Below are 26,613 nucleotides of genomic sequence, written 5' to 3'. Positions count from 1 at the left end.
TTTTTTGGTGGTCTTGTTTTTTTCAAACACACCCCCAACCCCCCCGCCCCGCAACCCGCCCGCGGCGGGGGGGGGCCCGCCCCCCCCACGGCCGTATCCAGGAGCGCCGGGGCGCCCCCTTGCCGTCGAACGGGGGATCAGACGTTGAACCCCAGGGCGCGCAGCTGCTCGCGCCCGTCGTCCGTGATCTTGTCCGGGCCCCACGGCGGCATCCAGACCCAGTTGATCTTCAGCTCGTTGACCAGTCCCTCGGTGGCCGACTTGGCCTGGTCCTCGATCACATCGGTCAGCGGACACGCCGCCGACGTCAGCGTCATATCCAGCGTGGCGACATTGGAGTCGTCGATGTGGATGCCGTAGATCAGCCCGAGGTTGACCACGTCGATACCCAGCTCGGGGTCGACGACGTCGTACAGCGCCTCGCGGACTTCTTCTTCGGAGGCCGGCTTGAGCGCGGCCCCGGCGTTCTCGGTCATGCCGTCTTCCTCTCGGTGGCGCCGGGCGTCTCGCCCAGCGCCTGCGCGGTCGCGTCCTTCCAGGCCATCCAGCCGAGCAGCGCGCACTTGACCCGGGCGGGGTACTTGGAGACACCGGCGAACGCGACCGCGTCCTCCAGCACCTCCTCCATGGCGTCGTCCGGTTCGATCCGGCCCCGGGACTGCATCAGCTCCAGAAAGGTCTCCTGGATCTTCTGCGCCTCGGCGAGTTCCTTGCCGACCAGCAGTTCGTTCAGTACGGACGCGCTGGCCTGGCTGATGGAACACCCCTGGCCCTCGTACGACACATCCGCGATACGGGTGCCCTCGTACCGCACCCGCAGGGTGATCTCGTCGCCACAGGTGGGGTTGACGTGGTGTACCTCGGCGTCGCCCTCGCGCAGTCCCCGCCCGTGCGGGTTCTTGTAGTGGTCGAGGATGACTTCTTGGTACATCGAATCAAGCTTCACGACACGGCTCCCGCTATCCGAAGAACTGACGGACGTGCTCCAGCCCGTCGATCAGCGCGTCCACTTCGCCGGGCGTGGAGTACAGATAGAACGACGCCCTGGTGGTCGCGGGAATTCCGTACCGCAGGCAGACCGGCCGCGCGCAGTGGTGGCCGACCCGGACCGCGATGCCCTGCTCGTCGAGGACCTGGCCCACGTCGTGCGGGTGGATGTCACCGAGCGTGAAGGAGATCGCGGCGCCCCGGTCCTCGGCCGACGTCGGGCCGATGATCCTCAGATCGGGGACGTCCAGCAGCCGCGAGACCGCGTACTCGGTGATCGCGTGCTCATGGGCGGCGATCTTCTCCATGCCGATGGCTTCGAGGTAGTCCACCGCGGCGCCGAGACCCACGGCCCCGGCGATCGGCGGCGTACCGGCCTCGAACTTGTGCGGCGCGGGGGCGTAGGTCGAGGAGTGCATCGAAACGGTCTCGATCATCTCGCCGCCGCCGAGGAACGGCGGCAGGTCCTCCAGCAGCTCCTGCCGTCCCCACAGCACGCCGATCCCGGTCGGGCCGCACATCTTGTGGCCGGTGAAGGCCACGAAGTCGGCGCCGAGGGCCTGGACGTCCAGCGGGGAGTGCGGGGCGGCCTGGGAGGCGTCGATCAGCACCAGCGCGCCGACCTCGTGGGCGCGCCGGACGATCGCCTCGACCGGGTTGATCGTGCCCAGGATGTTGGAGACCAGCACAAAGGAGACGATCTTCGTCCGCTCGGTGATGACCTCTTCGATGTTGCTCAGGTCGAGACGGCCGTCGTCGGTGAGGCCGAACCACTTCAGCTTCGCGCCGGTGCGCTGCGCCAGCAGCTGCCACGGCACGATGTTGGAGTGGTGCTCCATCTCCGTGATGACGACCTCGGTCTCACGGTCGACCCGGTAGGGCTCGTCGGCCCAGCCGAGCATGTTGGCGACCAGGTTGAGCGACTCCGAGGCGTTCTTGGTGAAGATCACCTCGTCCCGGCTGGGCGCGTTGATGAACTCCGCGACCTTGGTCCGGGCGTCCTCGTACAGCGCCGTGGCCTCTTCGGCGAGCACATGGACACCACGGTGCACATTGGCGTGGTGCCGCTCGTAGTACGTGCTCATCGCCTCGATGACCTGGCGCGGCTTCTGAGAGCTGGCCGCGCTGTCCAGGTACACGAGCTTCTTGCCGTCGTGGATCACCCGGTCGAGGATCGGGAAGTCCTTACGGATGGCCTCGGTGTCGAGCAGCCCCGGCAGCTCTGCGCTCATGTGGTCACGCCCCCCTTGACGTACTCCTCGTAGCCCTCGGCCTCCAGCTTGTCCGCCAGCTCGGGACCGCCGGACTCGGCGATCCGGCCGGCCGCGAAGACATGCACGTGGTCGGGCTTGATGTACCGCAGGATGCGGGTGTAGTGGGTGATCAGCAGGGTGCCGACCTCGCCGCTCTCGCGGATCCGGTTCACGCCCTCGGAGACGACGCGCAGGGCGTCGACGTCGAGGCCGGAGTCGGTCTCGTCCAGGATCGCGATCTTCGGCTTCAGCAGCTCCAGCTGAAGGATCTCGTGCCGCTTCTTCTCACCGCCGGAGAAGCCCTCGTTGACGTTGCGCTCGGCGAAGGCCGGGTCCATCTGGAGCCGCTCCATCGCCTCCCTGACCTCCTTCACCCAGGTACGCAGCTTGGGCGCCTCGCCGCGGATCGCGGTGGCGGAGGTGCGCAGGAAGTTGGAGACGGAGACACCGGGGACCTCGACCGGGTACTGCATGGCGAGGAAGAGACCGGCGCGGGCGCGCTCGTCGACGGACATCTCCAGGACGTCGTCGCCGTCCAGGGTGACCTGGCCACCGGTGATCGTGTACTTGGGGTGGCCCGCGAGCGAGTAGGCGAGGGTGGACTTGCCGGAGCCGTTGGGGCCCATGATGGCGTGGGTCTCGCCCTGCTTCACGGTCAGGTCGACGCCCTTGAGGATCTCCCGGGAGCCGTTCTCGGCTTCGACGGAGACGTGGAGGTCGCGGATTTCAAGCGTTGCCATGGGTAGCTCAGGACTCCTGGGTGAGGGAGACGAGCACATCGTCCCCTTCGATCTTTACGGGGTATACGGGGACGGGGCGCGTCGCGGGCAGTCCGGACGGCTTTCCGGTACGCAGGTCGAAGCTGGAGCCGTGGAGCCAGCACTCGATCTGACAGTCCTCCACCTCGCCCTCGGAGAGCGAGACGTTGGCGTGCGAGCAGATGTCGTAGATCGCGAAGACCTCGCCCTCGGTACGGACGACCGAGACCGGCAGGCCGTCGAGCTCCACCCGTTTGGGGGTGTCGTCCTCCAGCTCACTGAGCGCGCAGGCTCGGACGAACGTCATGCGACCGACGCCTCCAGCTCTTCCTCGATCTTGGCGATCAGGCGCTCCTCGACATCGGGGAGACCGATCTGCTGGACCAGCTCGGCGAAGAAGCCGCGGACCACCAGACGGCGGGCCTCGTGCTGCGGGATACCCCGGGCCATCAGGTAGAAGAGCTGTTCGTCGTCGAACCGGCCGGTGGCCGACGCGTGTCCGGCGCCGACGATCTCACCGGTCTCGATCTCCAGGTTCGGCACCGAGTCGACCCGGGCGCCGTCCGTGAGGACCAGGTTCCGGTTCATCTCGTAGGTGTCGGTGCCCTCGGCCGCGACCCGGATGACGACGTCGCCGATCCAGACGGCGTGGGCCTCGGCGCCCTGGAGCGCGCCCTTGTAGACCACGTTGGACTTGTTGTGCGGCGCGTTGTGGTCGACCAGGAGGCGGTGCTCCTGGTGCTGTCCGCGGTCGGTGAAGTAGAGCCCGAACAGCTCGGCCTCGCCGCCGGTGGCCGCGTAGGCGACCCGGGGGTGGATCCGTACCAGATCGCCGCCGAAGGTGACGACGACGGACTTGAAGGAGGCGTCCCGGCCCACCAGCGCGTCCTGCTGGGAGACATGGACGGCCTTGTCGTCCCAGTCCTGGACGGAGACGACGGTCAGCTTGGCGCCGTCGCCGAGTACGTACTCGACATTGGCGGCCAGGACCGCGTCACCGGTGTGGTCGATCACGACGACGGCCTCGGCGAAGGCGCCGAGCTCGACGACGAGATGGCCGTAGGCGACCCCGCCCTCGCCGTGGACGGCGATCCGGACCGGCTCGGTCAGCACGGCCTCCTTGGGCACGGTGACGACCGACGCCTGCTCGAAGGAGGTGTACGCCTGGGCCGCCACCCGGTCCACGGGCGTGCCCGCCCGGCCGAGCCGGGCGTCGTCGCGGCCCACGGTCTCGACGGTGACGCCCTCGGGGGCCTCCACGGCCACCTTCACGCCGCCGGAGGCGACGGCGGTGCCGTCGTGGAGTCCGGCGAGCCGCTCCAGCGGGGTGAACCGCCACTCCTCCTCGCGGCCGTGCGGGACCGGGAAGTCCGCCACGTCGAACGACGGGGGCGCGCTCATCCGGGTGGCGACGGTCGATTCGGCGGCCACCGCGATCGCGCCGGCGGTGGTGGAACCCGCCGGGATGTTCTGAGCCTCAGCCATGGCTGTCGTCGTGCTCTCTCTCTGCCTGTGGTGAAGGAAATCTGTCGGCGGGGGCGGGCACGGCGATGCCCGCCCCACAGGGGTGCGGCGGCCGGGTCAGCCGACCGAACCCTCCATCTGGAGCTCGATCAGCCGGTTGAGTTCCAGCGCGTACTCCATCGGCAGTTCCTTGGCGATCGGCTCGACGAAGCCGCGCACGATCATCGCCATCGCCTCGAACTCGGTCATGCCCCGGCTCATCAGGTAGAAGAGCTGGTCCTCGGAGACCTTGGAGACGGTCGCCTCGTGGCCCATGGACACGTCGTCCTCGCGGACGTCGACGTACGGGTAGGTGTCCGAGCGGGAGATCGTGTCCACGAGCAGCGCGTCGCAGAGCACGTTCGACTTGGCGCCGGGGGCGCCCTCGCCGATCTCGATCAGACCGCGGTAGGAGGTGCGTCCGCCGCCCCGCGCCACCGACTTGGAGACGATGTTGGAGGAGGTGTTGGGCGCCATGTGGACCATCTTGGCCCCGGCGTCCTGGTGCTGGCCCTCGCCCGCGAAGGCGATGGAGAGCGTCTCGCCCCTGGCGTGCTCGCCCATCAGGTAGACGGCCGGGTACTTCATGGTGACCTTGGAGCCGATGTTGCCGTCGACCCACTCCATGGTCGCGCCCTCGTAGGCCACGGCGCGCTTGGTGACCAGGTTGTAGACGTTGTTCGACCAGTTCTGGATCGTCGTGTAGCGGCAGCGGCCGCCCTTCTTGACGATGATCTCCACCACGGCGCTGTGCAGCGAGTCGGAGGAGTAGATCGGGGCGGTGCAGCCCTCGACGTAGTGGACGTAGGCGTCCTCGTCGACGACGATCAGGGTCCGCTCGAACTGGCCCATGTTCTCGGTGTTGATCCGGAAGTACGCCTGGAGCGGGATGTCGACGTGGACACCCTTCGGGACGTAGATGAACGAGCCGCCGGACCAGACGGCGGTGTTCAGCGACGCGAACTTGTTGTCGCCGACCGGGATGACGGTGCCGAAGTACTCCTTGAAGAGGTCCTCGTGCTCCTTCAGCGCCGTGTCGGTGTCGACGAAGATGACGCCCTGCTCCTCCAGGTCCTCACGGATCTGGTGGTAGACGACCTCCGACTCGTACTGCGCGGCGACACCGGCGACCAGGCGCTGCTTCTCCGCCTCCGGGATGCCGAGCCGGTCGTAGGTGTTCTTGATGTCCTCGGGCAGGTCCTCCCAGGACGCCGCCTGGCGCTCGGTGGACCGGACGAAGTACTTGATGTTGTCGAAGTCGATGCCGGAGAGGTCGGAGCCCCAGTTCGGCATGGGCTTCCGGTCGAACAGCCGCAGGCCCTTGAGGCGCAGCTTCAGCATCCACTCCGGCTCGTTCTTCTTCCCGGAGATGTCGCGGACGACGTCCTCGGAGAGGCCGCGCTTGGCCGCGGCGCCGGCTGCGTCGGAGTCGGCCCAGCCGAATTCGTAGGTGCCCAGACCCTCCAGTTCGGGGTGAGCAGTCTCCGTGGGGAGAGTCATGCGGGGTTCCTCCCGGCCGTGCGTGTGGATGCTGATGATGTCGTCTGTGGGGCGGATGCCGTCCGCGGACCCCGCGGGGTGCCGCGCGGGCTCCCGGGGATGAACGTCGTACAGACCCCGTCGCCGTGGGCGATCGTGGCCAGCCGCTGTACATGGGTCCCGAGGAGCTCGGAGAAGATCTCGGTCTCCGCCTCGCACAGCTGCGGGTACCGCTCGGCGACGTGCGCGACCGGGCAGTGGTGCTGGCAGAGCTGCTCGCCCTGCTGCCCCCCCGGGGCGGCACGCGCCACAGCAGCGTACCCGTCGGCGCTGAGGGCTTTCGCCAGTGCCGCCGTGCGCCCGTCGGGCGGGGCCGCGGCGACGGCCTCGCGGTAGGGCTTCGCCTGGTGGTCCATGCGGTCGCGGGCGAAGGCGGCGACGGCCGCCTCTCCCCCGGCGTTCCGCTCGATCCAGCGGAGGGCGTCGACCGCGAGGGAGTCGTAGGACTGGTCGAAGGCGTCCCGGCCGCAGTCGGTCAGGACGAAGACCTTGGCCGGCCTGCCGCGGGTCCTGGCGCCGTACACCCGCTTCTCCCGGGCCGCGACGGTGTTCTCCGCGACGAGGGTGTCGAGGTGGCGGCGGACCGCGGCCTGGGTGAGCCCCAGCCGGCCCGCGAGGTCGGCCACCGTGGACGGGCCGTGGTCCAGGATGGAGCGCGCGACCCGGTTGCGCGTCGAATGATCCGACCGCGTCCCGGTCGCGAGTTCCTCCCGAGGAGCCTCGCCGACGTTTTTCACAACGCCATTGTTGCGTAATTCCCGGAGGAGTGACAACCACCATACGGATCCACCCGCGGTGCCGTTCATCACTTAGGGTAACCTAAGCGGGTTTGCCGCCCGCGGACCCTTACAGCGCCCCTGACCAGGTAAAACGACCGATTCAAGGGCTCGTTTCCCACGGGCGTCGGCCCTATGCGCGGAGGTTTTCCCGAAGCGCTCCGAAGCCTCTTTTGCCTCCCGGGACCCGGTGCGCCCCACCCGCCCCGCCCACACCAGAGCATTTTCACCGGCCCCCTGAGGCGGTACCGCCATCGGAGTCGGGGGTACGGCCCCGGGGCGTCAGTACCGGCACCTAGACTTCCCGGCATGCAGAGCGAGCCCGCCGTCCGGATCCAGGGCCTGGTCAAGCGGTACGGATCCAAGGCGGCCGTGAACGGCCTCGACCTCACGGTCCCCCGGGGGTCCGTCACCGCCGTCCTCGGCCCCAACGGAGCCGGAAAGACCACCACCATCGAGACCTGCGAGGGCTACCGCCGTCCCGACGCGGGCACGGTACGCGTCCTCGGTCTCGACCCCGTCGCCGACGCCTCCCGGCTGCGCCCCCGCGTCGGGGTGATGCTCCAGTCCGGCGGGGTCTACTCGGGCGCCCGCGCCGTGGAGATGCTCCGCCATATGGCGAAGCTGCACGCCGACCCGCTGGACGTGGACCTCCTCGTCGAACGGCTCGGACTCGGCGACTGCGGCCGGACCGCCTACCGGCGGCTCTCCGGCGGCCAGCAGCAGCGGCTCTCCCTCGCGATGGCCGTCGTCGGCCGCCCCGAACTGGTCTTCCTCGACGAGCCCACCGCCGGGCTCGACCCCCAGGCCCGCCGCGCCACCTGGAGCCTCGTCCGCGAGCTGCGCGCCGACGGCGTCACGATCGTCCTCACCACCCATTTCATGGACGAGGCCGAGGAGCTGGCCGACGACGTCGCGATCGTCGACGGCGGCCGGGTCATCGCCGGGGGCAGCCCCGAGCAGCTCTGCCGCGGCGGCGCCGAGAACACCCTCCGCTTCACCGGGCGCCCCGGCCTCGACGTCGGCTCCCTCCTCAAGGCCCTCCCGGACGGCACCGAGGCGGCCGAACCGATCCCGGGGACGTACCGGATAACGGGCGATGTCGGGCCGCAGCTGCTGGCCACGGTCACCTCCTGGTGCGCCCAGCACGGCGTCATGCCGGACGGCATCTCGGTGGAGCGCCACACCCTGGAAGACGTCTTCCTGGAGCTGACCGGCAAGGAGCTGCGCTGATGAGCACCGGTACGTACGCACCCCGCCCCGGTGCCGCCCCCCTGGGGCGGATGATCGCCGCGCAGACCGCCCTCGAAACGAGGATGCTGCTGCGCAACGGCGAGCAGCTGCTGCTCACCATCGTCATCCCGTCCCTCGTCCTGGTCCTCTTCTCGACCGTCGACATCGTCGACACCGGGAGCGAGCGGGCGGTGGACTTCCTCGCCCCGGGCGTCCTCGCCCTCGCGGTGCTGTCGACCGCCTTCACCGGCCAGGCCATCGCCACCGGCTTCGAGCGCCGGTACGGGGTCCTCAAACGGCTCGGCGCCTCACCGCTCCCCCGCTGGGCGCTGATGTGCGCCAAGACGCTCTCCGTCCTGCTGACCCAGCTCCTCCAGATCGGTCTGCTGACCGCCATCGCCCTCGGTCTCGGCTGGTCGCCGAAGGGCGGCGCGACCGGGTTCGCCGCCGTCGTCCTGCTGCTCGCCCTCGGGACCGCCGCCTTCTGCGGCCTCGGGCTGCTGATGGCCGGCACCCTGCGCGCCGAGGCGACCCTGGCCGCGGCCAATCTGGTCTTTCTGCTGCTGCTGGTCGGCGGCGGGGTGATCGTCCCGCTGGACCGCTTCCCCGACGGCGCCGCCGACGTCCTCGGGCTGCTGCCGATCTCGGCGCTCTCCGACGGGCTGCGCGACGTCCTCACGGACGGCTCCGGGGTGCCCTGGTCCGCGCTGGGGATCCTCGCTGTGTGGGCGGCCCTCGGTCTCGGCGCCGCGGCCCGCTTCTTCCGCTGGGAGTAGGCGGTACGGCAGGGCTCCGCCCCGGCCCGGCCGACGCGCCGGGCACCCCTCGTGAATCGATGCACAAGGCCCGTCCTACGATGGGCCCGTGCAAACTCCCCTCGACCGCATCGCGCAGCGCTGGACGCCCGCGCCGGGCATCGTCCGGCGGGCCGCGCTCTCCGCCGTCGTGATGACCGTGGTCATCATCGTCACCGGAGGCGCGGTCCGGCTCACCGGATCCGGCCTGGGCTGCGACACCTGGCCCAAGTGCACCGACGACAGCCTCTTCGCCACCCCCGAGCAGGGGCTGCACGGGGCCATCGAGTTCGGCAACCGGATGCTGACGTACGTCCTCTCGGCCGCCGTCGGCTGGACGATCGTCGCCGCGCGCGCCGCGAAGCCGATGCGCCGGTCCCTGACCCGGCTCGGCTGGCTCCAGTTCTGGATCGTGGTCGCCAACGCCGTCCTGGGGGGCATCACGGTCTGGACGGCCCTCAACCCGTGGACCGTCGCCACGCACTTCGTCCTCGCCAACGCGCTGCTCACGGTCGCCGTTCTCACCTGGCACCGGGCCGGCGAGGGTGACGGCCCGCCGCGCCCCCGGGTACCGCGCCCCGTGCGCAGGCTCTCCTGGGCGGTCGTGGTCACCGCCGGTCTCGCGATCGTGCTGGGCACGGCCGTCACCGGCTCGGGCAAGCACGCGGGCGACAGCAGCGATGTGCCCCGGATGCCGTGGGACTGGGCCGCGGCGGCCCAGCTGCACGCCGCGTCGGCCTGGCTGGTCTGCGCGCTCGCGGTCGCGATGTGGCTGGTGCTCCGGGTGGTGGACGCGCCGCGGGACACCCGGGCCCGCGCCCGGGACCTGCTGGTCGTCCTGCTGCTGCAGGGCGGGATCGGCTATCTCCAGTACTTCACCGGGGTGCCCGAGGTCCTCGTCGGGGCCCATATGCTCGGCTCGTCGCTGATGTGGGTCGCGGTGATGCGGCTGCTGCTGAGCGTGCGCGAGCGGCCCGCCGACACGGCGGCCATCCCGGCACAGCCGGACGCGGTCCTCAGCCGGACCTGAGTCCTCACGTCCCTACGTCTCCGCGTCGGACGGGGGGGGGGGGGCCGCGGCACCGGGGGGGGCGCCCCCCCCGCCGGGGGGGGGGCTCCGGGGGCCCCGGGGGGGCACGCCTCGACCGGCGGACCGGCGGACGGCTCGACCGGCGGATCGGCGGATCGGCGGACCGGGGTCAGTCCGCCGCCACGGCCTCGACGAGGCAGAACGGCGGCGCCTTCGGGAGGGGCGTGACCGAGGTGAGGGCGAGCCCCGCCCGCCGGCACACCTCCTCGAAGTCCGCACGGGTCCGTTCGCGTCCGCCCACGTTCACCAGCATGTTGAGGTCGCTCAGATAGGGCCCGCCGCCCGCCGGGTCCACGACCTCCGGAAGCACCGGCTCCACGATGAGGACGAGTCCCTCGGGCGGCAGGACCTTGCGACAGTTGGTGAGGATGGTGACCACTTGGTCGTCCGTCCAGTCGTGCAGGACGCTCTTCATCAGATAGAGGTCGGAGCCCTCGGGGACCGCGCGGAAGAAGTCGCCGGTGAGCAGGTCGCAGCGGTCCCGTACGCCGAGATCCGCCAGGTTTCCCGGCGCCTCGGCCAGGCCCTCCGCCGTGTCGAGGACCGCGCCGGTCAGACCGGGATGCGCGGCGAGTACGGCGCCCAGGAGGGTGCCGTCACCGCCGCCGACATCGGTGACCTTGGTGAAGCGGCCGAAGTCGAAGGCGCCCGGCAGTACGGCGGCGGTGTCCCTGCTGGCCTGGCTCATCGAGCTGTTGAACGCCGCGGACAGCTCGGGGTGCTGCCCGAGATGGCGGAAGAAGTCGGTACCGAAGACCTGGTCGAACGCGATCTCGCCGGTACGGACGCTGTCGTCGAGCCGCTCCCAGGCGCGGGTCATCATCGGATCGGTGAACATCGTCACGAAGGAGGCGAAGGAGTCGGGCCGGTCGGGGTGGAGGAGCGCTCCGGCCGGGGTCACCGAGAAGATCCCGGGGGTGTGCTCCCGGAGCAGGCCCAGACTGGCCAGGGCCCGCAGCAGCCGGGTCATGGGCAGGGTCGCGGTCCCCGCGTCGGCGGCCACCTCGCCGGCCCCGCGCGGCGCGTCGCCGATCAGCTCGACCACCCGCAGCCGGACCGCTGCCCGCAGGGTCTGCGCGGCCATGGTCCCGAACACCATCCGGGCGAGCAGATTCCGGGCGGTGGGGTCGGCGTGAGCGCCGGCCTGGTCGGTGGTGGGGCCGGTGGGGTCCGTGGGGTCCGTGGAGTCGGTGGAGTCGGCGGAGTTCGTCGGACGGGCTTCGTCGCCGGTCATGCGATGGTGTCCCTTCTCGGCTGGTCTCGTCTGATCTCGTCTGATCTCGGCTGGTCTTCTCGGGCGGGTGGTACGGGTCAGCCGGCGGACGTCCGCAGGCCGGTCAGGGCGCCGGGGGTACACCCGGCGAGGGCCAGTACGTCCCGGTGGAGATGGGGCTGGTCGGCGTATCCGCAGGCCACGGCGGTGGCGGCGGCGTTCGCCCCCGCGCTCAGCGCCCGCGCGGCCCGGTCGAAGCGGACCAGTACGGCGGCGCGTTTGGGGGTGATCCCGATCTGGTCGGTGAACCGGGACCACAGTTTCCTGCGGCTCCAGCCGCAGGACGCGGCGAGGTCGTCGACTCTGACCCGGCCACGGCGGGCCACGACGGTCTCCCAGGCGGCGGCGACCTCGGGCGTCAGCCGCGGGGCCCGTACGGACCGCCGCGCGAGGAACTCGTGCGCCAGTGTCAGCCGTTCCTGCCAGTCCGGGGTGCCGGTCATCCGGTCCCTGAGGCGCCGCTCGGGCTCGCCCCACAGGTCCGCGAGATCGGTGACCGCGCCGTCCAGTTCGCGCGGCGGGACGCCCAGCAGGGTGTAGGCGGCGCCGGGGGAGAGCTGGATCTCGACACAGGCGACGCCGGTCCCGAGGACCCGCGCCCGGCCGGGCGACAGCGGGGCGACGAGGCTTCGTACGGCGCGCCGTCCCGTGGCGCTCTCCACCGTGAGCGGCGCTTCGCCGAGCCCGATGACGACGGTCACGACGGGCTGGGGCAGGACACGCAGATCGAGCCCGACGGCGGCCCGGTCGCGGAACCCGGCCATCCGGACGCCCGTGAGAGCCGTACCGTCGGTCGATCCGGTCGATCCGGTCGATCCGGTCGATCCGGTCGATCCGCCCGGTCTGCCGGGTCCGCCCGGCCCGCCCGGTCGGTTCGGCCGGGGGTGGGCGACCTCCCAGCCGTCCGCCGTGTCCTGGTCCGCGGGTACGTGCCCCGCCGCGTCGCCGCTCATGGCCACCATCAGACCCGACCGCGAAGGCCCTGTCTTGGACGAATGTTCCGCGGCGCCGAAATCAGGCCGACCGGTGGAGCCGATCCCGGCCGGGCCGGGGCAGCAGGGGCGGAAGGGGGTCAGGACAGCGGTTTGACGTAGCAGCGGACGTCGTCGTGGTCGCGGTAGTGGCCGAAGGTCGTCGGGGCGGGCTCGTAACCGGAGGACGCGTAGAGCGCGATCGCCTCCGGCTGGGCCGAGCCCGTCGACAGGACCATCCGGCTGCGGCCGGCCGTCCGCGCGTCGTCCTCCAGGGCCGCCAGGATCCGCCGGGCCAGGCCGCGTCCGCGCGCCCGCGGGACCACGTACATCCGCTTCAGCTCGGCGTCCCCGTCCGCGTACCCCTCCGGATTGTCCTCCTGGGCGCGCCAGCCGCCGGTCGCCAGGGGGTCGCCCCCGTCGTCGTACGCGACCAGATACAGCCCGTGCGGCGGGGCGAACATCGTGATGTCGAGCGGGGTGGCGTCGCCGCCGTCCTCGGGGCCGTACAGCTTCATGTATTCGAGCCGTACCTCGTCGCTGAGCTTCACGGCGTCGGGGTGGTCGAACGCGACCCTGCGAATATCCATGCAGCTCATCGTACGTTTTCGGCCCCCTGGGGCGCTTGCTCCGACGGGTGTGACGGGGGTCGCGTAACGGGCCGCCGCGGTCCGGTCACGGGACCGCCGGCGGGTTAGGCTGCCCGGATGCTGACCGTGACTTCCGTGAACGTGAACGGCCTCCGCGCCGCCGCGAAGAAGGGCTTCGTCGAGTGGCTCGCCACGACCGGGGCCGATGTGATCTGCCTCCAGGAGGTACGGGCCGAGCCGGAGCAGCTTCCGGAGTCCGTACGGAATCCGGAGGGCTGGTTCACCGCGCACGCGCCCGCCGCGGCGAAGGGGCGCGCCGGGGTGTCGCTGTACACCCGGCGGGAGCCCGACGCGGTGCGGACCGGATTCGGGTCGGCGGAGTTCGACGACAGCGGCCGGTATCTGGAAGCGGACCTTCCGGGTGTCACGGTCGCCAGCCTGTATCTGCCGTCGGGTGAGGTCGGTACGGAGCGGCAGGACGAGAAGTACCGGTTCATGGACGAGTTCCTGCCCTATCTGCGGGCGCTGCGCGCGCGGGCCGAGGGGGAGGGCCGGGAGGTCGTGGTCTGCGGGGACTGGAACATCGCCCACCGGGAGGCCGACCTCAAGAACTGGCGGGCGAACCGCAAGTCCTCCGGCTTCCTGCCCGAGGAGCGGGAGTGGCTGACCCGGGTCTACGAGGAGGCGGGGTACGTGGACGTGGTCCGCGCCCTCCACCCGGACCAGGAGGGCCCGTACAGCTGGTGGTCCTACCGGGGCCGGGCCTTCGACAACGACACGGGCTGGCGGATCGATCTGCTGGTCGCCACGCCGGGGCTCGCCGCCCGTACGGCCAAGGCGCAGGTGGAGCGCGCCGCCACCCACGCCGACCGGTGGAGCGACCACGCGCCGGTGACGGCGGTCTTCGAGCAGCGGTAGGGCGGGGCGGCGGCGGGGGACCGGGCGGCGCGGGTGTGCCGCCCGTCACGTCCTGTCCCGTCCCACTGTGAGCCGTCGCCGTACGCCGTCCGCTCGGTGGGCCGCTGTCTTATTCTCGGATCATGCCGGTGACTGCCGGCGCGATCGTACGGACTCACCGGAACCACCCGAACCCGCCATCTGCACCGGCGCGTTCACATCCGGCGCATGCGCAGGGCATGGGCACGGGCATACCCGTGGGGAACACCGGGGAGGCGGAATGAGCCGACAGCGGCAGGACGACAGCGGTACGGAGGGGGTCCGGGACCCGGCGGCGGCCCGCGGCGCCCCCGGATCCCGATCCCCCGCATGCCCGCGCCCCGCACGTCAGGGTCGCCGTCATCGGCTCCGGCTTCGGCGGCCTGGGCGCCGCCGTACGCCTGCGCCGGGAAGGCATCACCGACTTCGTCGTCCTCGAACGGGCCGGTTCCGTCGGCGGCACCTGGCGCGACAACAGCTATCCGGGCGCGGGCTGCGACGTACCGTCGCATCTCTACTCCTTCTCCTTCGCCCCCAACCCCGACTGGAGCCGGGTCTTCTCCGGCCGGGACGAGATCCGCGCCTATCTGGAGCGGGTGACCGACCTCTTCGGGATCCGGCCCCATCTGCGCCTCCACCACGAGGTGCGGTCGGCGGCCTGGGACGACGACGAACTGCTGTGGCGGATCGGGACGAGCGGCGGCGATCTCACCGCCGACGTCGTCGTCTCCGCCACCGGGCCCCTCTCCGACGGCCGGATCCCCGATATCCCGGGCGCGGACGGCTTCCCGGGCGAGATCTTCCACTCCTCCCGCTGGAACCACGGTGCGGAGCTGCGCGGCAAGCGGGTCGCCGTCGTCGGTTCGGGCGCGTCGGCCGTCCAGATCGTGCCGGTGATCCAGCCGGAGGCCGCGGCCCTGACGCTCTTCCAGCGCACCCCCAGTTGGGTTCTGCCGAAGGGCGACCGGCCCGTCACCGGCGCCGAACGCTGGCTGCATCGCCATGTCCCGGCTACCGCGACGGCCCGCCGCGCGGGACTGTGGGCCGCGCGGGAACTCCTCGTAGGGTCGTTCACCCGGCATCCGGGCCGGCTGCGGCGCGGTGAGGGCATCGCCCGCGCCCATCTGGCCCGGCAGATCGGGGACCCGGCGCTGCGGGCCGCGCTCACGCCCTCGTACCGCATGGGCTGCAAGCGGATCCTGCTCTCCAACGACTTCTATCCGGCGCTCGCCCGGCCGAATACGACCCTGGTCGGCTCGGCCCTGGCGGAGATCCGGGGCTCCACCCTGATCGCGGCGGACGGTACGGAGACCGAGGCGGACGTCATCGTCTTCTGTACCGGGTTCCGGGTCACCCGCACAGCCGTCGCGGAACGGGTCCGGGGCGTGGGCGGCGTTCTGCTGGCGGACCGCTGGAAGACGGGAATGGAGGCGCTGCGCGGCTCCGCCGTCGACGGATTCCCCAATCTGCTGACGGTCATCGGGCCCAATACGGGCGTCGGGAACACCTCCATGGTCCTGATGATCGAGTCGCAGCTGAACTATCTCGCCGACTTCATGCGCCAGCTGTCCCTGCTCGGGCCGGACCGGGCCCTCGTCGCGAGGCCCGAGGCCGTCGCGGGGTGGCGGGAGTTCATCGACCACCGCATGCGGGACAGCGTCTGGACGACCGGCGGCTGCGAGAGCTGGTATCTGGACGAGTCCGGGCGCAACACGACGCTCTGGCCGGGGTCGGCGACCGAGTTCCGGCGGGCGGTGCGCGAGGTCGATCTGGGGGAGTACGAGATCATCCGCCGGGCGCCACGGGGGTCACAAGCGCCACGGGGGTCACGGGCACCACGGGCGGGGACCGCCGCATGAGCGCCCGCCAGGAGATCCGTACGGCCGATTCCGCCGACGGCACCGTGCTCCATATCGAGGTCCACGGTCCCGACGACGCCCCCGCCGTCGTCCTCGCCCATGGCTGGACCTGCTCCACCCGCTTCTGGTCCGCGCAGATCGCGGCGTTGTCGGCGGACCACCGTGTGATCGTCTACGACCAGCGCGGCCATGGCCGCACCGCGATGGGCCGGGTCGGTACGGATTTCCTCGCCGACGACCTCGAAGCCGTTCTGCGCGCCACCCTGGCCCCCGGTGAACGGGCCGTCGTCGCCGGGCACTCCATGGGCGCCATGACCATCATGGCCGCGGCCGGTCGCCCCGCCCTCACCGAGCATGCGGCGGCCGTCCTGCTGGCCAGTACGGGTGCCGCGCATCTCGTCGAGGAGTCCAAGGTCGTGCCCCGGCTGCCGCGCGGCCCGCTGCGGACCCGGCTCACCCGGGCGCTCCTGCGGACGCGGGCGCCCCTCGGGCCGGTCACGCCGCTCGCCCGCCGGGCGCTGCGCCATATCGCCCTCAGCCCGGCCGCCACGGCGGAACAGGTCGCCGAGTGCGCCCGGATCGTCCATGCCTGCCCCAGGATCGTCCGCTCGTCCTGGGCCCATGTCCTGGACACGCTGGACCTGACCGACGGCGTCCGCGCGCTCGACGTGCCCACGGTCGTCCTGGCGGGGACGGCCGACCGGCTCAGCCCGCCCGTCCTCGCCCACCGGCTCGCGGCGCAGCTGCCCGACTGCCGGGAGCTGGTCCTGCTGGAGGGGGCCGGGCACATGACGCCCGTGGAGGTGCCCGACGAGGTCACCGCGCGGCTGCGCGAACTGGCGCGGACGTTCCTCGGCGGCCGGGAGGAGACCCCGATCGCCGGGTGAGCCCGCCCGGGCGCCCGGACCGGCCCGGTCCGGCCGGTGAGGGAACCGGCGGCCGGACCGTGCCCATGGTCGGGTCGGGCCAGGCGAGGTCAGGTCAGGTCAGGCCGGGGTTCAGGTCAGTTCCAGCGCCGCCGCCAGCTCGCGCCACTGCCGCCGGGGCAGGCCCTCCTCATCCGTCATCACATTCAGGGCGACATGGTCGGCGCCCGCGTCCAGGAACTCCCGCACCCGCTCCCGGGCCCGGTCCACGTCACCGAGGGCGAAGACCGCGTCCAGCAGACGGTCGCTGCCGCCGTCCACGAAGTCGGCGTCGGAGAAGCCGGCCCGCTCGAAGTTGTTCCGATAGTTGGGCAGTTCGAGATAGAAGGAGAGATTGTCCCGGGCGATCCGCCGGGCCCGGTCGAGGTCGGGCTCCAGCACCACCTTCAGATCCGGCGCGAGAGTGGCGTCGGGGCCGAGGAGCTTCCTGGCCTCGGCGGTCTGTCCGGCGGTGACCAGATAGGGGTGCGCGCCCCCGGCCCGGTCCGCGGAGAGCCGCAGCATCTTCGGGCCGAGCGCCGCCAGCAGCCGCCGGTCCGCCGGGACCGGCACCGGGGCCGCGTCCAGCTCGTCGAGATACGCCACCATCGCCCCGTACGGCTTGGCGTACTGGGGGGTGAACTTCTCGTGGCTGACGCCGAGTCCGAGGAAGAACCGGCCGGGCGCGGACTCCTCGATCCGGGCCACGCCCGCCGCGACGTCCGCCGCCGTGTGCTGCCAGATCGACAGAATGCCCGTCGCCACCCGGATCCGGCTCCCGGCCGCCACGACCGGCGCCGACTCGGCGACGGAGGGGCTGCCGCCGATCCACAGCGTGCCGTATCCCAGCTCGTCCAGCTCGGCGACGGCCTCCGCCGTCTCGGCCGTCAGCTCCGTGGCGCCGGGAGCCGCGCGGAGGGCAAGGCTCCAGACGCCGACGCGGCCGAGCTTCCCATGGTCCGAAGAAAAGGTCATGCGGCGTACAACAGCCTTTCCCCGCAAGGCTATTCCGGCTTGGTGTCCCTCTTTCGGGCGACCTTCTTCCGGGCGGGCTTCACACCCTTCACATCCTTCGCGGTTTTAGCTTTCTTCGCGGTTTTAGTTGCCTTCGCCGTCTTCGTGGTCTTTTTACGGGACCCGCGACCGGCACCGGCACCAGTACCGCCACCCCCCGCCTGCGGCCGCGGCGGCAGCGGCGGGCGGCTGAGGTCCGGCACACCCTCGTACCCCGGCGGATCCTGCGCGGGACGCTTCTCCAGCATCTCCAGCGCCACCCGTACCGCGTCGTCCAGCCCCGCGTACCGCCCCTCCGCCCAGTCGAGCGGTGTCCGCAGCGCCTCCAGATCGGGCTCGACACCGCGGTTCTCCACGGACCAGCCGTACTCGTCGAACCAGGCCGCGTTCATCGGCACGGTGATCGAGGTGCCGTCGACCAGCCGGTGCGACCCCGAGATCCCCACCACCCCGCCCCAGGTCCTGGTGCCCACCACGGGACCGATGTTCAGCAGCTTGAACGCCGCCGTGATCATGTCGCCGTCCGACGACGTCGCCTCGTCCGCCAGGGCGACCACCGGGCCGCGCGGTGCGTTGGAGGCGTACGAGACGGGCCGCGCGTCCCGGGTGAGGTCCCAGCCGATGATCTTGCGGGTCAGGTTCTCCACGACCAGCTCGCTGATATGGCCGCCCGCGTTGCCCCGGACGTCCACGATGAGCGCCGGGCGGGAGACTTCGAGGCGCAGATCCCGGTTGAACTGCGCCCAGCCCGAGCCGCCCATGTCGGGGATGTGCAGATAGCCGCACCGGCCGTCGCTCAGCTCCCGGACCACGTCGCGGCGCTTGGCCACCCAGTCCTGGTAGCGGAGCGGCCGTTCGTCGACCAGCGGGACGACCGCGACCCGCCGGGACGCGGGGGCCGCACCGGGCGCCCCCGAGGTGCCGTCCGCCGTACGGAACGTCAGCTCGACCGTCGTACCGCCCGCGGCCGACAGCATCGGGAAGGGACCGGCGACGGGGTCGACCGGACGGCCGTCGACATGAGTGAGGACCGCGCCGTCGCGGATGCCCGTACCGGCCAGCGGGGAGCGGGCCTTGGAGTCCGACGAGTCGCCCGGCAGGATCCGCCCGACCACCCAGCCGTCGTCCCGGCGGACCAGGTTCGCCCCCAGCAGTCCCATGGGCCGCTGGTAGTGCGGCGGGCCCTCGTTGCGGCGCGCGGGGCTGACGTACGCGTGCGATGTGCCCAGTTCGCCGGCGACCTCCCGCAGCAGATCGGCGAACTCGTCCGGGGACGCCACCCGGTCCAGCAGGGGGCGGTACTGGTCGAGTACGCCCCGCCAGTCGATCCCGCTCATGCCCGGGTCCCAGAAGTACGCCCGGAACAGCCGCCCGGCCTCCTCGAACGCCTGGCGCCATTCGGCCGGGGGAATCACCTCGTGATGGACCCGCCGCAGATCGATGTAGACCGTGCTGTCGCCGTCACCGGACTCGGCCGCCGGTACGGCCCGCAGCTCGCCCTCGTCGACCACGACCAGTCTGCTGCCGTCGCCGCTGACCGCGAACCAGTCGAGATGGTCGACGAGTTCGGCACGGCGCGCCTTGGTGATGTCGAAGTGTTCGAGGGTGGGGCGGCCCGAGGTGTCGGCCGGGTTCGCGAACGTCTCGCCCAGCGCGCCGGAGATCGGCCAGCGGAGCCAGACCAGGCCGCCGCCGGCGACCGGGTGGAGCGCCGAGTACTTCGACGCGGCGACCGGGAAGGGCGTCACCCGGTTCTCCAGACCCTCGGTCTCCACCACGACGACCGTGCCGCCGGCGCCCGGCGCCGCGGCACCGTCCGCCGCGCCGTCGGCGGTGGCGGCGGGCGGCTCCGGCTCGTCCAGCGGGTCGAGACCCCCGGCGGCGGGCCGGCCGTCGGGCAGCAGCGCGAAGGGCGACGGGGTCGCCGACGACAGCGGTACGAGATAGGGGCGGCAGCCCAGCGGGAAGGAGAGGTCGCCGGTGTGGACGTCGTACACCGGGTCGAAACCGCGCCAGGAGAGGAAGGCGAGATAGCGGCCGTCGCTGGTGAATACCGGGTTCTCGTCCTCGAAGCGGCCGTTGGTGACATCGACGACCGTACGGTCCCTCATCCGTGCCATCCGGATCTGCCGCAGGGTACGGCCCACCCCGGGCTGGGACCAGGCGAGCCAGGCGCCGTCGGGGGAGAAGGCGAGATCGGCGACCGGGCCGTTGAGGGAGCGCAGCAGCCGTACGACCCCGGAACCGCCGCCCGGCTCCGTACCCCTCTCGGCCCCCGCTTCCGGCGCCGCGGCGTCCTCCGCGGCCTCGGGGCTCTCCGCCTTCTCCGCCTCCCCGGCCTCCCCGGCTTCCTCGGCCTCCTCCGCCTCCCCGGTGTCCAGCAGCAGGAGCCGGCCGTCGTGCGAGGCCACCGCCAGCCGCTTCCCCTGCGGGTCCGACACGAGCTCGCGGACCACCCCCAGCTCACCCGACGCGATCCGGCGGGGCGCGTGCTGCCCGGTCGCCCGGGGCATGTACGCGATCTCCACGGCGTCCTCGCCGTCCGCGTCCGTCACATACGCCACCCGGCCGCCGGACCCCAGCATCACCGGCATCCTGACCCGGACCCCGGGGGTGTCGGCGATGGTGCGGGCCGGTCCGTCGCGGTGGGTGAGCCAGTAGAGGCTGCCGCGTACCGATACGGCGCTGGCCCGCCCGGTGGCGTCCACGGAGATCGCGTCGACATGGTCGGACGCCGGGATCTGATACGTACGCCGGCCCGTGCGCGGCCCGCCGAGCCGTACCGAGACCCGGCGCGGCACCGCGTCCGGGACGGTCGGATCGTCCACGATCCACAGCTCGCCCGCGCACTGGTAGACCACCCGGGTGCCGTCGCTGGACGCGTGCCGGGCGTAGAAGGCGTCGTGGTCGCTGTGGCGCCGCAGGTCGGAGCCGTCGGGCAGACACGAGTACAGATTGCCGACGCCCTCGTGGTCGGAGAGGAAGGCGATCCGGCCGCGGACGAACATCGGACAGTCCAGATGCCCTTCGAGCCCGGCCAGCAGCCGCTTCCCGTGCAGCCAGAGCCGTCCCGTCGCGCCGCCCCGGTAGCGCTTCCACGCGGCGGGTTCGTGCGGCGGCTTCCCGGTGAGCAGCAGGGTCCGCCGCTCGTCGGCGACATCGGCGACCGCGATATCCGATACGGGCCCCCACGGCAGCCGTCCGCCGGGCTCGCCGTCGAGCGGGACGCTGTACGCCCAGGAGAAGTACGAGAACGGCTGGCCGTGCGACGAGACGGCCAGGACGTGTCCGTCGGGGGCCCAGCCGCAGACCCGGGTGTCGACGGACCCCCAATAGGTCAGCCGCCGGGACTCGCCGCCCGCGACCGGGACCACATGGATCTCGGGGTCGAGGCTCCGCCAGGTCGTATAGGCGATCAGGCGTCCGTCGGGGGAGAACCGGGGGTGGCCGACCCGGGTCCGGTCGACGGTGAGCCGCCAGGCCCGTCCCGGGGGTTCGCCCGCCCCGGCGAGGGGCGCCACCCAGAGGTCGTCCTCGGCGGCGAAGCACACCAAGTCGCCGTGGAGATGCGGGTATCGGAGGTACGCCACGTCGTCGCTCACCCCCCAATGCTTTCCATCCGCGGGGGCCGAGGCAACTCGTGCGTCCGGACGAACCCGATTCGGCGGGGGAGGGTTGAGCCCGTGCCGGGTGAGGTAACCCACAGTCGAAACGGAACCGTTTCGCTTTGACCGTGGCCTACTCTTGAAGGGTACGAAACCGTTTCGTTCGGAAGCGGTCGCGGGATCACGTGGAAAGCCGCCGGGCGCGGCGGCTCCGCGACCGGCGGCCGGGATCCGGGGAGACGCCCGACAGGAGCACCAGAGGGGAGGTCGACCGATGTCCCGCAGCCGACTGACACCCGAGCGCGAGAACGAGCTGTTCGAAGCCGTGCTCGAACTGCTGCGCGAGGTCGGATACGACTCCCTGACGATGGACGCCGTCGCGACCAGGACCCGCTCCAGCAAGGCGACTCTCTACCGGCAGTGGCACAACAAGCCCGAGCTGGTGGCGACCGCCCTCCAGCACACCACACCTCCGGGACCGGTGCCGACGCGATCGACACCGGCAGTCTCCGCGGTGACTTCCACGAGATGCTGATGCGGACGGACGACTGCGAGATGGAGAAGGACTCCGCGCTGCTGCGGGGTCTGGTCCACGCGGTCCATACCAACCCGGACCTCTTCGACGCGCTGCGCAAGAAGGTCATCGAGCCGGATACGGCGGCGCTGCGGACCGTGGTCGACCGGGCGGTCGACCGCGGCGAGGTCGGCGCGGACAATCCGGCCCGTGAGTTCGTCCCGCACATGCTCTTCGGTCTCTTCTTCGCCGTCCAGATGATCGAGGACCGCGGCCCCAACCGGGACTTCCTCACCCGGTACGTGGACGCGGTCGTGCTGCCGGCCCTGGAGGCGCGATGAAGCGTCCCGTACGGCCGGTGGACCGGATCCGCCGGGAGCGATCCGGACCGGTACCGGCCCGGGGGAAACCCCTGACCGGGCTCCCCGGGCGGGTCCCCGCCTAGCCCCGGACTTCCCCAGGACCGGACACCCCCACCCCGGCCCTCAGCGGATCACTCTCTTCCCCACTTCCCCATCCCTTGCTCACGCACCACCAGCACCACCAGCACGACCGGAAACACCAGTACGACCCGTACGACCCGTACCTGACGCGCGCCGCTCTCGTCGTCGGGCCGACTCCCCCTGCCCTGTTCGTCTCACCAACGGGAGAACGCCCTCGTGGCCACGTTCCTCTATAAGATCGGGCGGTTCGCCTTCAGGCGCCGCAAGCTCGTCGCCCTCATATGGGTGGCGCTCCTCGTCCTCGCCGGAGTCGCGGCGTCCGCCGCCTCCACGCCCAAGGACCCCGGCTTCGCCCTGCCCGGCACCGAATCCCAGAAGGCGTTCGACCTGCTGGACGAGCGGTTCCCCGGTGCTAGCGCCGACGGGGCCACCGGCCGGGTCGTCTTCAAGGCGCCGGCCGGTCAGAAGATGACCGACCCCAAGAACAAGGCCGAGGTCAACGAGGCCATCGCCGCCCTGAAGAAGGGCTCGACCGAGATCTCGTCGGTCGACGACCCGTACGCCGGAGGCGCGGTCTCCGAGGACGGCTCCACGGCCTACATCGTGGTCACCTACAAGGTCAACTCCATGGAGCTGACCGACAAGAGCAAGGACTCGCTCACCGACGTCGCCAAGGACGCCAGGTCGGCCGGGCTCGCCGTGGAACTCGGCGGCGACGCGACCATGGTCGAGCAGAGCGCCGCGTCGAGCGAGATGATCGGCATCCTGATCGCCGCGATCGTCCTGGTGATCACCTTCGGTTCGCTGATCGCGGCGGGTCTGCCGCTGCTCACCGCCCTGATCGGGGTCGGCGTCGGCATCTCCACCATCGCCGCCCTGGCGAACGTGCTCGACCTGGGCACCACCACCTCCATGCTGGCGATGATGATCGGCCTCGCGGTCGGTATCGACTACGCGCTCTTCATCGTCTCCCGCTACCGTTCCGAGCTGGCCGACGGCCGGGAGCGCGAGGAGGCGGCGGGCCGCGCCGTCGGCACCGCGGGCTCCGCGGTCGTCTTCGCCGGTCTGACGGTGGTCATCGCCCTCGCCGGACTCGCGGTCGTCAATATCCCCATCCTCACCAAGATGGGCTTCGCCGCCGCCGGTACCGTCGTGATCGCGGTGGTCATCGCGATCACCCTGATCCCGGCGCTGCTCGGCTTCGCGGGCGACAAGATCCTCGGCCGCAAGGCGCGCAAGGCCCGCAAGGCCGGGGCCGATCTCAGCCAGGGCGTCCCCGGTGCCAAGCCGAAGGCCGGTGTCCGCTGGGCCGAGTTCGTGCTGCGCCGCCCGGTCGCCGTCCTGCTCACCGCGGTCGTCGGCCTCGGTCTGATCGCGATTCCCGCGGGGTCGCTCCAGGTGGGTCTGCCCGACGAGGGTTCGTCCTCGCCGGCGTCGACCCAGCGCAAGGCGTACGACATGCTCGCCGACGGCTTCGGCCCCGGCTTCAACGGTCCGCTGACGATGGTCGTCGACGGCAAGAAGAGCCAGGACCCCAAGGCCGCGGTCGACAAGGTCGCCGGCGTCGTCGAGAAGATGGACGGCGTGGCCGCGGTGATCGTCCCGGACGGGCTGAACAAGGCCGGTGACACCGGCATGATCACCGTGGTGCCCGAGGACCGGCCGTCCTCCGTCGACACGGAGAAGCTGGTCGAGGAGATCCGCGGGGAGAGCAAGAAGTTCAAGGCCGACACCGGCGCCGCGGTCTTCGTGACCGGTGCCACGGCCCTGAACATCGACTTCTCGCAGAAGATGAACGACGCCCTGGTGCCGTATCTGGCGCTCGTCGTCGGCCTGGCGTTCCTGCTGCTGGTGCTGGTCTTCCGGTCGATCCTGGTGCCGCTGAAGGCGGCCCTCGGCTTCCTGCTCTCGGTGGTGGCCGCGCTCGGCGCGGTCGTCGCGGTCTACCAGTGGGGCTGGATGGCCGATCTGTTCAACGTCGATCAGCCCGGCCCGATCATGTCGATGATGCCGATCTTCATGATCGGTGTGGTCTTCGGTCTCGCGATGGACTACGAGGTCTTCCTCGTCACCCGGATGCGGGAGGCGTACGTCCACGGCGAGACGCCCGGCCAGACCATCGTCACGGGCTTCCGCGACGGGGCCCGGGTGGTCACCGCCGCCGCGGTCATCATGATCGGCGTCTTCGCCGGCTTCATCAGCTCGGGCGAGCAGATGGTCATGATGATGGGCTTCGGCCTGGCGATCGCGGTCTTCTTCGACGCGTTCGTCGTCCGGATGGCGATCGTCCCGGCGGTCCTGGCCCTGCTGGGCGAGAAGGCGTGGTGGCTGCCGCGCTGGCTCGACAAGGCGCTGCCGAACGTGGACGTGGAGGGCGAGAAGCTCCAGCAGGAGCTGGCGCACCGGCCCCAGGACCCGGACGAGGACCGTCGGCTGGTCGGCGTCTGACCCGCCTGAACCGTATGACCGTACGTATGGCCGTGCGCGTGACCGTACGACGATGACTCGCTGATCCGGCCGCTTCGGACGGACCACGGCGACGGGCCGCACCCCCATCGGGGGGTGCGGCCCGTTCGCGTAGGGCGGGGCCTGACGGGCGGGTCGCGCGGAGGTCGCGGAGGTCGCGGGGGGTTACGCCGTCGGAGTGACGGTCCCGTCGGTCCCGGCCGCCGGGGCGGTGGTGATCGGCGGGGCCACCGGGGTGGTGGCCGGGGGCGGGGTCGCCGGGCGGGCCGTCGCGTACGTATGGCGGAGGAACCGGCTCAGTACGTTCGAGTCGAACTGGACGACCGCGACGCCCTCCGGGGAGTGGAACTCCAGTACGGCCTGCGCCCGGCCGCACGGCCAGACCTCCACATCACCGCTTCTGACCGGGGCGCGCAGGCCGCTCTCCAGCAACTCCCGGGGGAAGGTCCATCCCGTGCCGCCGGGGAAGGCGAACCGTACGGCCTTCGGGTCCTCGGCGGGTTCGTACGACATCGAGACGCGGACCGGCCGGTACTGGGGCGCATCGCTGACGATCCGCGCCCAGGCATGGTCCTCGACGGTGGTGGTGGGGGACATCGGCCGCTCCTCACAACGTCTCCTTTACCCTCTAATGTCCCATATTTTGGGGGAGGGCTCGATCGCGCTTTGCTCTCTTTTGACAGTGCGACGCAGTTGCGATGGATATGCAGGGGAGCAGAATCGATGCCGCCAGCCGCGCTTTCCCGTGTTCCGCCTCCTGGTCCTCCCGCTCCTTCCCGGTCCATCCCGGTCCTTCATCGCACTTCCGATCGCCTAACCGATCCGGAGCCCGCCATGCATGTGCCCGACGGATTCATCAACGCACCCGTATCGGCCGCCGCCGGAGCCGTGGCCGTCGCCGCCGTGGCGGTGAGCCTGCGCGGCGCCCGCCGCGAACTGTCCGCCTCCGGCCCCGGCCCTGGCTCCGGTTCCGTTTCCGTTTCCGGTTCCGGTGACGAGCGGGCCGCGCCGCTCGCCGGGCTCGTCGCCGCCTTCGTCTTCGCCGTCCAGATGCTGAACTTCCCGGTCGCGGCCGGGACCAGCGGCCATCTCCTCGGCGGCGCGCTCGCCGCGATCCTCGTCGGCCCCTTCACCGGTGTGCTGTGCGTCGCCGTCGTCCTGCTCCTGCAGAGCGTCCTCTTCGCCGACGGGGGACTCACAGCCCTCGGGGTGAACATCACCCTCATCGGCGTCGTCACCGTCGCGGTCGCCTACGGCCTCTTCCGTGCCCTGCTCCTGGTCCTGCCGCGCCGCCGGAGCGCCGTCACCGTGGCGACCTTCGCCGCGGCGCTGGTGTCCGTACCGGCGTCCGCGGCCGTCTTCGCCGTCCTCTACGGGATCGGCGGCACCACCGACGTCCCCTTCGGCACCGTGCTGGCCGCGATGACCGGGGTCCACGTCCTCATCGGCGTCGGCGAGGCGGTGATCACGACCGCGACGGTCGGCGCGGTCCTCGCCGTCCGTCCCGACCTGGTGTACGGGGCCCGGGACCGGGTCGCCGTACCGCTGAAGGTGTGGGTGGACGGGGCCCTGGTCGACGCGCCCGCCGCGACGCCGGTCCCCGATACCCGGCCCGGCCGTTCGCCCCGGGCCTTTCTGCTCACCGGTCTCGCCGCCGCCGCGGTCCTCGCGGGTGTCGTCTCCTTCTACGCCTCCACCAGCCCCGACGGCCTGGAACGGGTGGCCGGCGACAAGGGCTTCGGGGATGCGGCCGACGACCACGCGACCGCGGACTGGCCGCTCGCGGACTACGAGTTCGGGGACATCGCGAACGACCGGCTGGCGGTCGGGCTCGCGGGCGTCGCCGGGGTCGGCGCCACGGCCGTCGCGGGCACGCTGGTCTTCCGGGCGGTGACGCGCCGGCGGCGGGCGGTCGCGGTACGGACGGCCACGTACTCCCGTCCCCGTCCCCAGTCCCGGCCCCGCCCCCGGCGCGCCGACCCGCCGTCCCCCACCGAGCCGGCGCCGTACCAGTTCCCGCACCCGCCGATCTCATCCTCCGATTCCGGGGGCTCGGGGGGTTCCTCTTCGGATTCCTCTTCGGACTCCTCCTGGGGCGACTGAC

General features: G+C 71.5%; 22 protein-coding genes and 1 pseudogene. 9 read left to right on the top strand and 14 right to left on the bottom strand.

Features of this window, described 5'->3' with window-relative positions:
• Positions 1 to 137: 137 nt before the first annotated feature.
• The 8 genes from ACFXG1_RS21970 to ACFXG1_RS21935 form a co-directional block, all read right to left on the bottom strand.
• Positions 138 to 476 (bottom strand): metal-sulfur cluster assembly factor, encoded by a 339-nt coding sequence (locus ACFXG1_RS21970; protein WP_358828866.1) that lies wholly within the window; start codon positions 474 to 476, stop codon positions 138 to 140.
• Complete coding sequence (gene sufU, locus ACFXG1_RS21965; RefSeq protein WP_384717778.1) at positions 473 to 946, bottom strand: Fe-S cluster assembly sulfur transfer protein SufU; 474 nt, start codon at positions 944 to 946, stop codon at positions 473 to 475. Before sufU ends, ACFXG1_RS21970 begins: the two co-directional genes overlap by 4 nt.
• A 13-nt stretch (positions 947 to 959) precedes the next feature.
• Complete coding sequence (locus ACFXG1_RS21960) at positions 960 to 2,219, bottom strand: cysteine desulfurase (protein WP_384717783.1); 1,260 nt, start codon at positions 2,217 to 2,219, stop codon at positions 960 to 962.
• Complete coding sequence (gene sufC, locus ACFXG1_RS21955; protein WP_384744200.1) at positions 2,216 to 2,980, bottom strand: Fe-S cluster assembly ATPase SufC; 765 nt, start codon at positions 2,978 to 2,980, stop codon at positions 2,216 to 2,218. The genes ACFXG1_RS21960 and sufC overlap by 4 nt, the downstream gene beginning before the upstream one ends.
• Positions 2,981 to 2,987: 7 nt before the next feature.
• Positions 2,988 to 3,305 (bottom strand): non-heme iron oxygenase ferredoxin subunit, encoded by a 318-nt coding sequence (locus tag ACFXG1_RS21950; RefSeq protein ID WP_358828862.1) that lies wholly within the window; start codon positions 3,303 to 3,305, stop codon positions 2,988 to 2,990.
• Entirely contained in the window at positions 3,302 to 4,483 is a 1,182-nt protein-coding gene (gene sufD / locus ACFXG1_RS21945; RefSeq protein ID WP_384744198.1) for a Fe-S cluster assembly protein SufD, read from the bottom strand. The genes ACFXG1_RS21950 and sufD overlap by 4 nt, the downstream gene beginning before the upstream one ends.
• 96 nt (positions 4,484 to 4,579) lie before the next feature.
• A complete protein-coding gene (gene sufB / locus ACFXG1_RS21940; protein WP_384718532.1) occupies positions 4,580 to 6,001 on the bottom strand; it encodes a Fe-S cluster assembly protein SufB in 1,422 nt (473 codons plus the stop codon).
• Positions 5,998 to 6,777, bottom strand: coding sequence for a helix-turn-helix transcriptional regulator (locus ACFXG1_RS21935; RefSeq protein ID WP_384718534.1), 780 nt, complete (start codon positions 6,775 to 6,777; stop codon positions 5,998 to 6,000). Before ACFXG1_RS21935 ends, sufB begins: the two co-directional genes overlap by 4 nt.
• A 348-nt stretch (positions 6,778 to 7,125) precedes the next feature.
• Between ACFXG1_RS21935 and ACFXG1_RS21930 the strand changes: the two genes are divergently transcribed.
• From ACFXG1_RS21930 to ACFXG1_RS21920, 3 genes are all read left to right on the top strand, one after another.
• Positions 7,126 to 8,049, top strand: a complete 924-nt coding sequence (locus ACFXG1_RS21930; RefSeq protein ID WP_384718536.1) for an ABC transporter ATP-binding protein — start codon at positions 7,126 to 7,128, stop codon at positions 8,047 to 8,049.
• Entirely contained in the window at positions 8,049 to 8,825 is a 777-nt protein-coding gene (locus tag ACFXG1_RS21925) for an ABC transporter permease (RefSeq protein ID WP_384718538.1), read from the top strand. The genes ACFXG1_RS21930 and ACFXG1_RS21925 overlap by 1 nt, the downstream gene beginning before the upstream one ends.
• Before the next feature lie 88 nt (positions 8,826 to 8,913).
• Positions 8,914 to 9,873, top strand: a complete 960-nt coding sequence (locus ACFXG1_RS21920; RefSeq protein WP_384718540.1) for a heme A synthase — start codon at positions 8,914 to 8,916, stop codon at positions 9,871 to 9,873.
• 169 nt (positions 9,874 to 10,042) lie between these two features.
• Here ACFXG1_RS21920 and ACFXG1_RS21915 read toward each other — a convergent pair whose 3' ends face one another.
• The 3 genes from ACFXG1_RS21915 to ACFXG1_RS21905 form a co-directional block, all read right to left on the bottom strand.
• Positions 10,043 to 11,032 carry a methyltransferase gene (locus tag ACFXG1_RS21915; protein WP_384710819.1) on the bottom strand — a complete coding sequence of 330 codons (990 nt, stop codon included), beginning with the start codon at positions 11,030 to 11,032 and terminating at the stop codon, positions 10,043 to 10,045.
• 212 nt (positions 11,033 to 11,244) lie between these two features.
• Positions 11,245 to 12,159, bottom strand: a complete 915-nt coding sequence (locus tag ACFXG1_RS21910; protein ID WP_384710794.1) for a helix-turn-helix domain-containing protein — start codon at positions 12,157 to 12,159, stop codon at positions 11,245 to 11,247.
• Positions 12,160 to 12,278: 119 nt separating this feature from the next.
• Positions 12,279 to 12,767, bottom strand: a complete 489-nt coding sequence (locus ACFXG1_RS21905; RefSeq protein WP_384710797.1) for a GNAT family N-acetyltransferase — start codon at positions 12,765 to 12,767, stop codon at positions 12,279 to 12,281.
• 117 nt (positions 12,768 to 12,884) lie between these two features.
• Here ACFXG1_RS21905 and ACFXG1_RS21900 point away from each other — a divergent pair, with 117 nt between their 5' ends.
• From ACFXG1_RS21900 to ACFXG1_RS21890, 3 genes are all read left to right on the top strand, one after another.
• Entirely contained in the window at positions 12,885 to 13,685 is an 801-nt protein-coding gene (locus ACFXG1_RS21900; RefSeq protein ID WP_384710800.1) for an exodeoxyribonuclease III, read from the top strand.
• A 380-nt stretch (positions 13,686 to 14,065) separates the two neighbouring features.
• Positions 14,066 to 15,562 carry a flavin-containing monooxygenase gene (locus ACFXG1_RS21895; protein ID WP_384710822.1) on the top strand — a complete coding sequence of 499 codons (1,497 nt, stop codon included), beginning with the start codon at positions 14,066 to 14,068 and terminating at the stop codon, positions 15,560 to 15,562.
• A complete protein-coding gene (locus ACFXG1_RS21890; protein ID WP_384710804.1) occupies positions 15,559 to 16,449 on the top strand; it encodes an alpha/beta fold hydrolase in 891 nt (296 codons plus the stop codon). Before ACFXG1_RS21895 ends, ACFXG1_RS21890 begins: the two co-directional genes overlap by 4 nt.
• A gap of 111 nt (positions 16,450 to 16,560) precedes the next feature.
• On the opposite strand, the gene ACFXG1_RS21885 is transcribed toward ACFXG1_RS21890, so the two are convergent.
• Together ACFXG1_RS21885 and ACFXG1_RS21880 are read right to left on the bottom strand one after the other, a co-directional pair.
• Positions 16,561 to 17,442, bottom strand: a complete 882-nt coding sequence (locus tag ACFXG1_RS21885; protein WP_384710807.1) for an LLM class F420-dependent oxidoreductase — start codon at positions 17,440 to 17,442, stop codon at positions 16,561 to 16,563.
• Between the two features lie 29 nt (positions 17,443 to 17,471).
• The gene (locus tag ACFXG1_RS21880) at positions 17,472 to 21,083 is read right to left on the bottom strand and encodes a S41 family peptidase (protein ID WP_384744193.1); all 3,612 of its coding nucleotides are present in this window, start codon (positions 21,081 to 21,083) and stop codon (positions 17,472 to 17,474) included.
• Positions 21,084 to 21,360: 277 nt separating this feature from the next.
• On the opposite strand from ACFXG1_RS21880, the pseudogene ACFXG1_RS21875 reads away from it, so the two are divergent.
• Both ACFXG1_RS21875 and ACFXG1_RS21870 read left to right on the top strand, forming a co-directional pair.
• A pseudogene (locus tag ACFXG1_RS21875) lies at positions 21,361 to 21,941 on the top strand (TetR/AcrR family transcriptional regulator).
• A gap of 318 nt (positions 21,942 to 22,259) precedes the next feature.
• The gene (locus ACFXG1_RS21870) at positions 22,260 to 24,491 is read left to right on the top strand and encodes an MMPL family transporter (RefSeq protein ID WP_384710816.1); all 2,232 of its coding nucleotides are present in this window, start codon (positions 22,260 to 22,262) and stop codon (positions 24,489 to 24,491) included.
• 183 nt (positions 24,492 to 24,674) lie between these two features.
• On the opposite strand, the gene ACFXG1_RS21865 is transcribed toward ACFXG1_RS21870, so the two are convergent.
• The gene (locus tag ACFXG1_RS21865) at positions 24,675 to 25,106 is read right to left on the bottom strand and encodes an SsgA family sporulation/cell division regulator (RefSeq protein ID WP_384717908.1); all 432 of its coding nucleotides are present in this window, start codon (positions 25,104 to 25,106) and stop codon (positions 24,675 to 24,677) included.
• Positions 25,107 to 25,343: 237 nt separating this feature from the next.
• Between ACFXG1_RS21865 and ACFXG1_RS21860 the strand changes: the two genes are divergently transcribed.
• Complete coding sequence (locus ACFXG1_RS21860; RefSeq protein WP_384717906.1) at positions 25,344 to 26,612, top strand: energy-coupling factor ABC transporter permease; 1,269 nt, start codon at positions 25,344 to 25,346, stop codon at positions 26,610 to 26,612.
• Position 26,613: the final 1 nt, after the last annotated feature.

Source organism: Streptomyces sp. NPDC059248 (assembly GCF_042753905.1).
Classification (GTDB): Bacteria; Actinomycetota; Actinomycetes; order Streptomycetales; family Streptomycetaceae; genus Streptomyces.
Note: the sequence above shows the minus strand (reverse complement) of the source record. Positions and strands in the feature narration are given on the sequence as shown.

What these genes read in the sequence shown, in the direction of transcription:
- ACFXG1_RS21970 (WP_358828866.1), bottom strand. Translation starts at nt 476, where the DNA reads ATGACCGAGAACGCCGGGGCCGCGCTCAAGCCGGCCTCCGAAGAAGAA.
- ACFXG1_RS21960 (WP_384717783.1), bottom strand. Translation starts at nt 2,219, where the DNA reads ATGAGCGCAGAGCTGCCGGGGCTGCTCGACACCGAGGCCATCCGTAAG.
- sufC (WP_384744200.1), bottom strand. Translation starts at nt 2,980, where the DNA reads ATGGCAACGCTTGAAATCCGCGACCTCCACGTCTCCGTCGAAGCCGAG.
- ACFXG1_RS21950 (WP_358828862.1), bottom strand. Translation starts at nt 3,305, where the DNA reads ATGACGTTCGTCCGAGCCTGCGCGCTCAGTGAGCTGGAGGACGACACC.
- sufD (WP_384744198.1), bottom strand. Translation starts at nt 4,483, where the DNA reads ATGGCTGAGGCTCAGAACATCCCGGCGGGTTCCACCACCGCCGGCGCG.
- sufB (WP_384718532.1), bottom strand. Translation starts at nt 6,001, where the DNA reads ATGACTCTCCCCACGGAGACTGCTCACCCCGAACTGGAGGGTCTGGGC.
- ACFXG1_RS21930 (WP_384718536.1), top strand. Translation starts at nt 7,126, where the DNA reads ATGCAGAGCGAGCCCGCCGTCCGGATCCAGGGCCTGGTCAAGCGGTAC.
- ACFXG1_RS21925 (WP_384718538.1), top strand. Translation starts at nt 8,049, where the DNA reads ATGAGCACCGGTACGTACGCACCCCGCCCCGGTGCCGCCCCCCTGGGG.
- ACFXG1_RS21915 (WP_384710819.1), bottom strand. Translation starts at nt 11,032, where the DNA reads ATGGTGTTCGGGACCATGGCCGCGCAGACCCTGCGGGCAGCGGTCCGG.
- ACFXG1_RS21910 (WP_384710794.1), bottom strand. Translation starts at nt 12,159, where the DNA reads ATGAGCGGCGACGCGGCGGGGCACGTACCCGCGGACCAGGACACGGCG.
- ACFXG1_RS21905 (WP_384710797.1), bottom strand. Translation starts at nt 12,767, where the DNA reads ATGGATATTCGCAGGGTCGCGTTCGACCACCCCGACGCCGTGAAGCTC.
- ACFXG1_RS21900 (WP_384710800.1), top strand. Translation starts at nt 12,885, where the DNA reads ATGCTGACCGTGACTTCCGTGAACGTGAACGGCCTCCGCGCCGCCGCG.
- ACFXG1_RS21890 (WP_384710804.1), top strand. Translation starts at nt 15,559, where the DNA reads ATGAGCGCCCGCCAGGAGATCCGTACGGCCGATTCCGCCGACGGCACC.
- ACFXG1_RS21885 (WP_384710807.1), bottom strand. Translation starts at nt 17,442, where the DNA reads ATGACCTTTTCTTCGGACCATGGGAAGCTCGGCCGCGTCGGCGTCTGG.
- ACFXG1_RS21865 (WP_384717908.1), bottom strand. Translation starts at nt 25,106, where the DNA reads ATGTCCCCCACCACCACCGTCGAGGACCATGCCTGGGCGCGGATCGTC.
- ACFXG1_RS21860 (WP_384717906.1), top strand. Translation starts at nt 25,344, where the DNA reads ATGCATGTGCCCGACGGATTCATCAACGCACCCGTATCGGCCGCCGCC.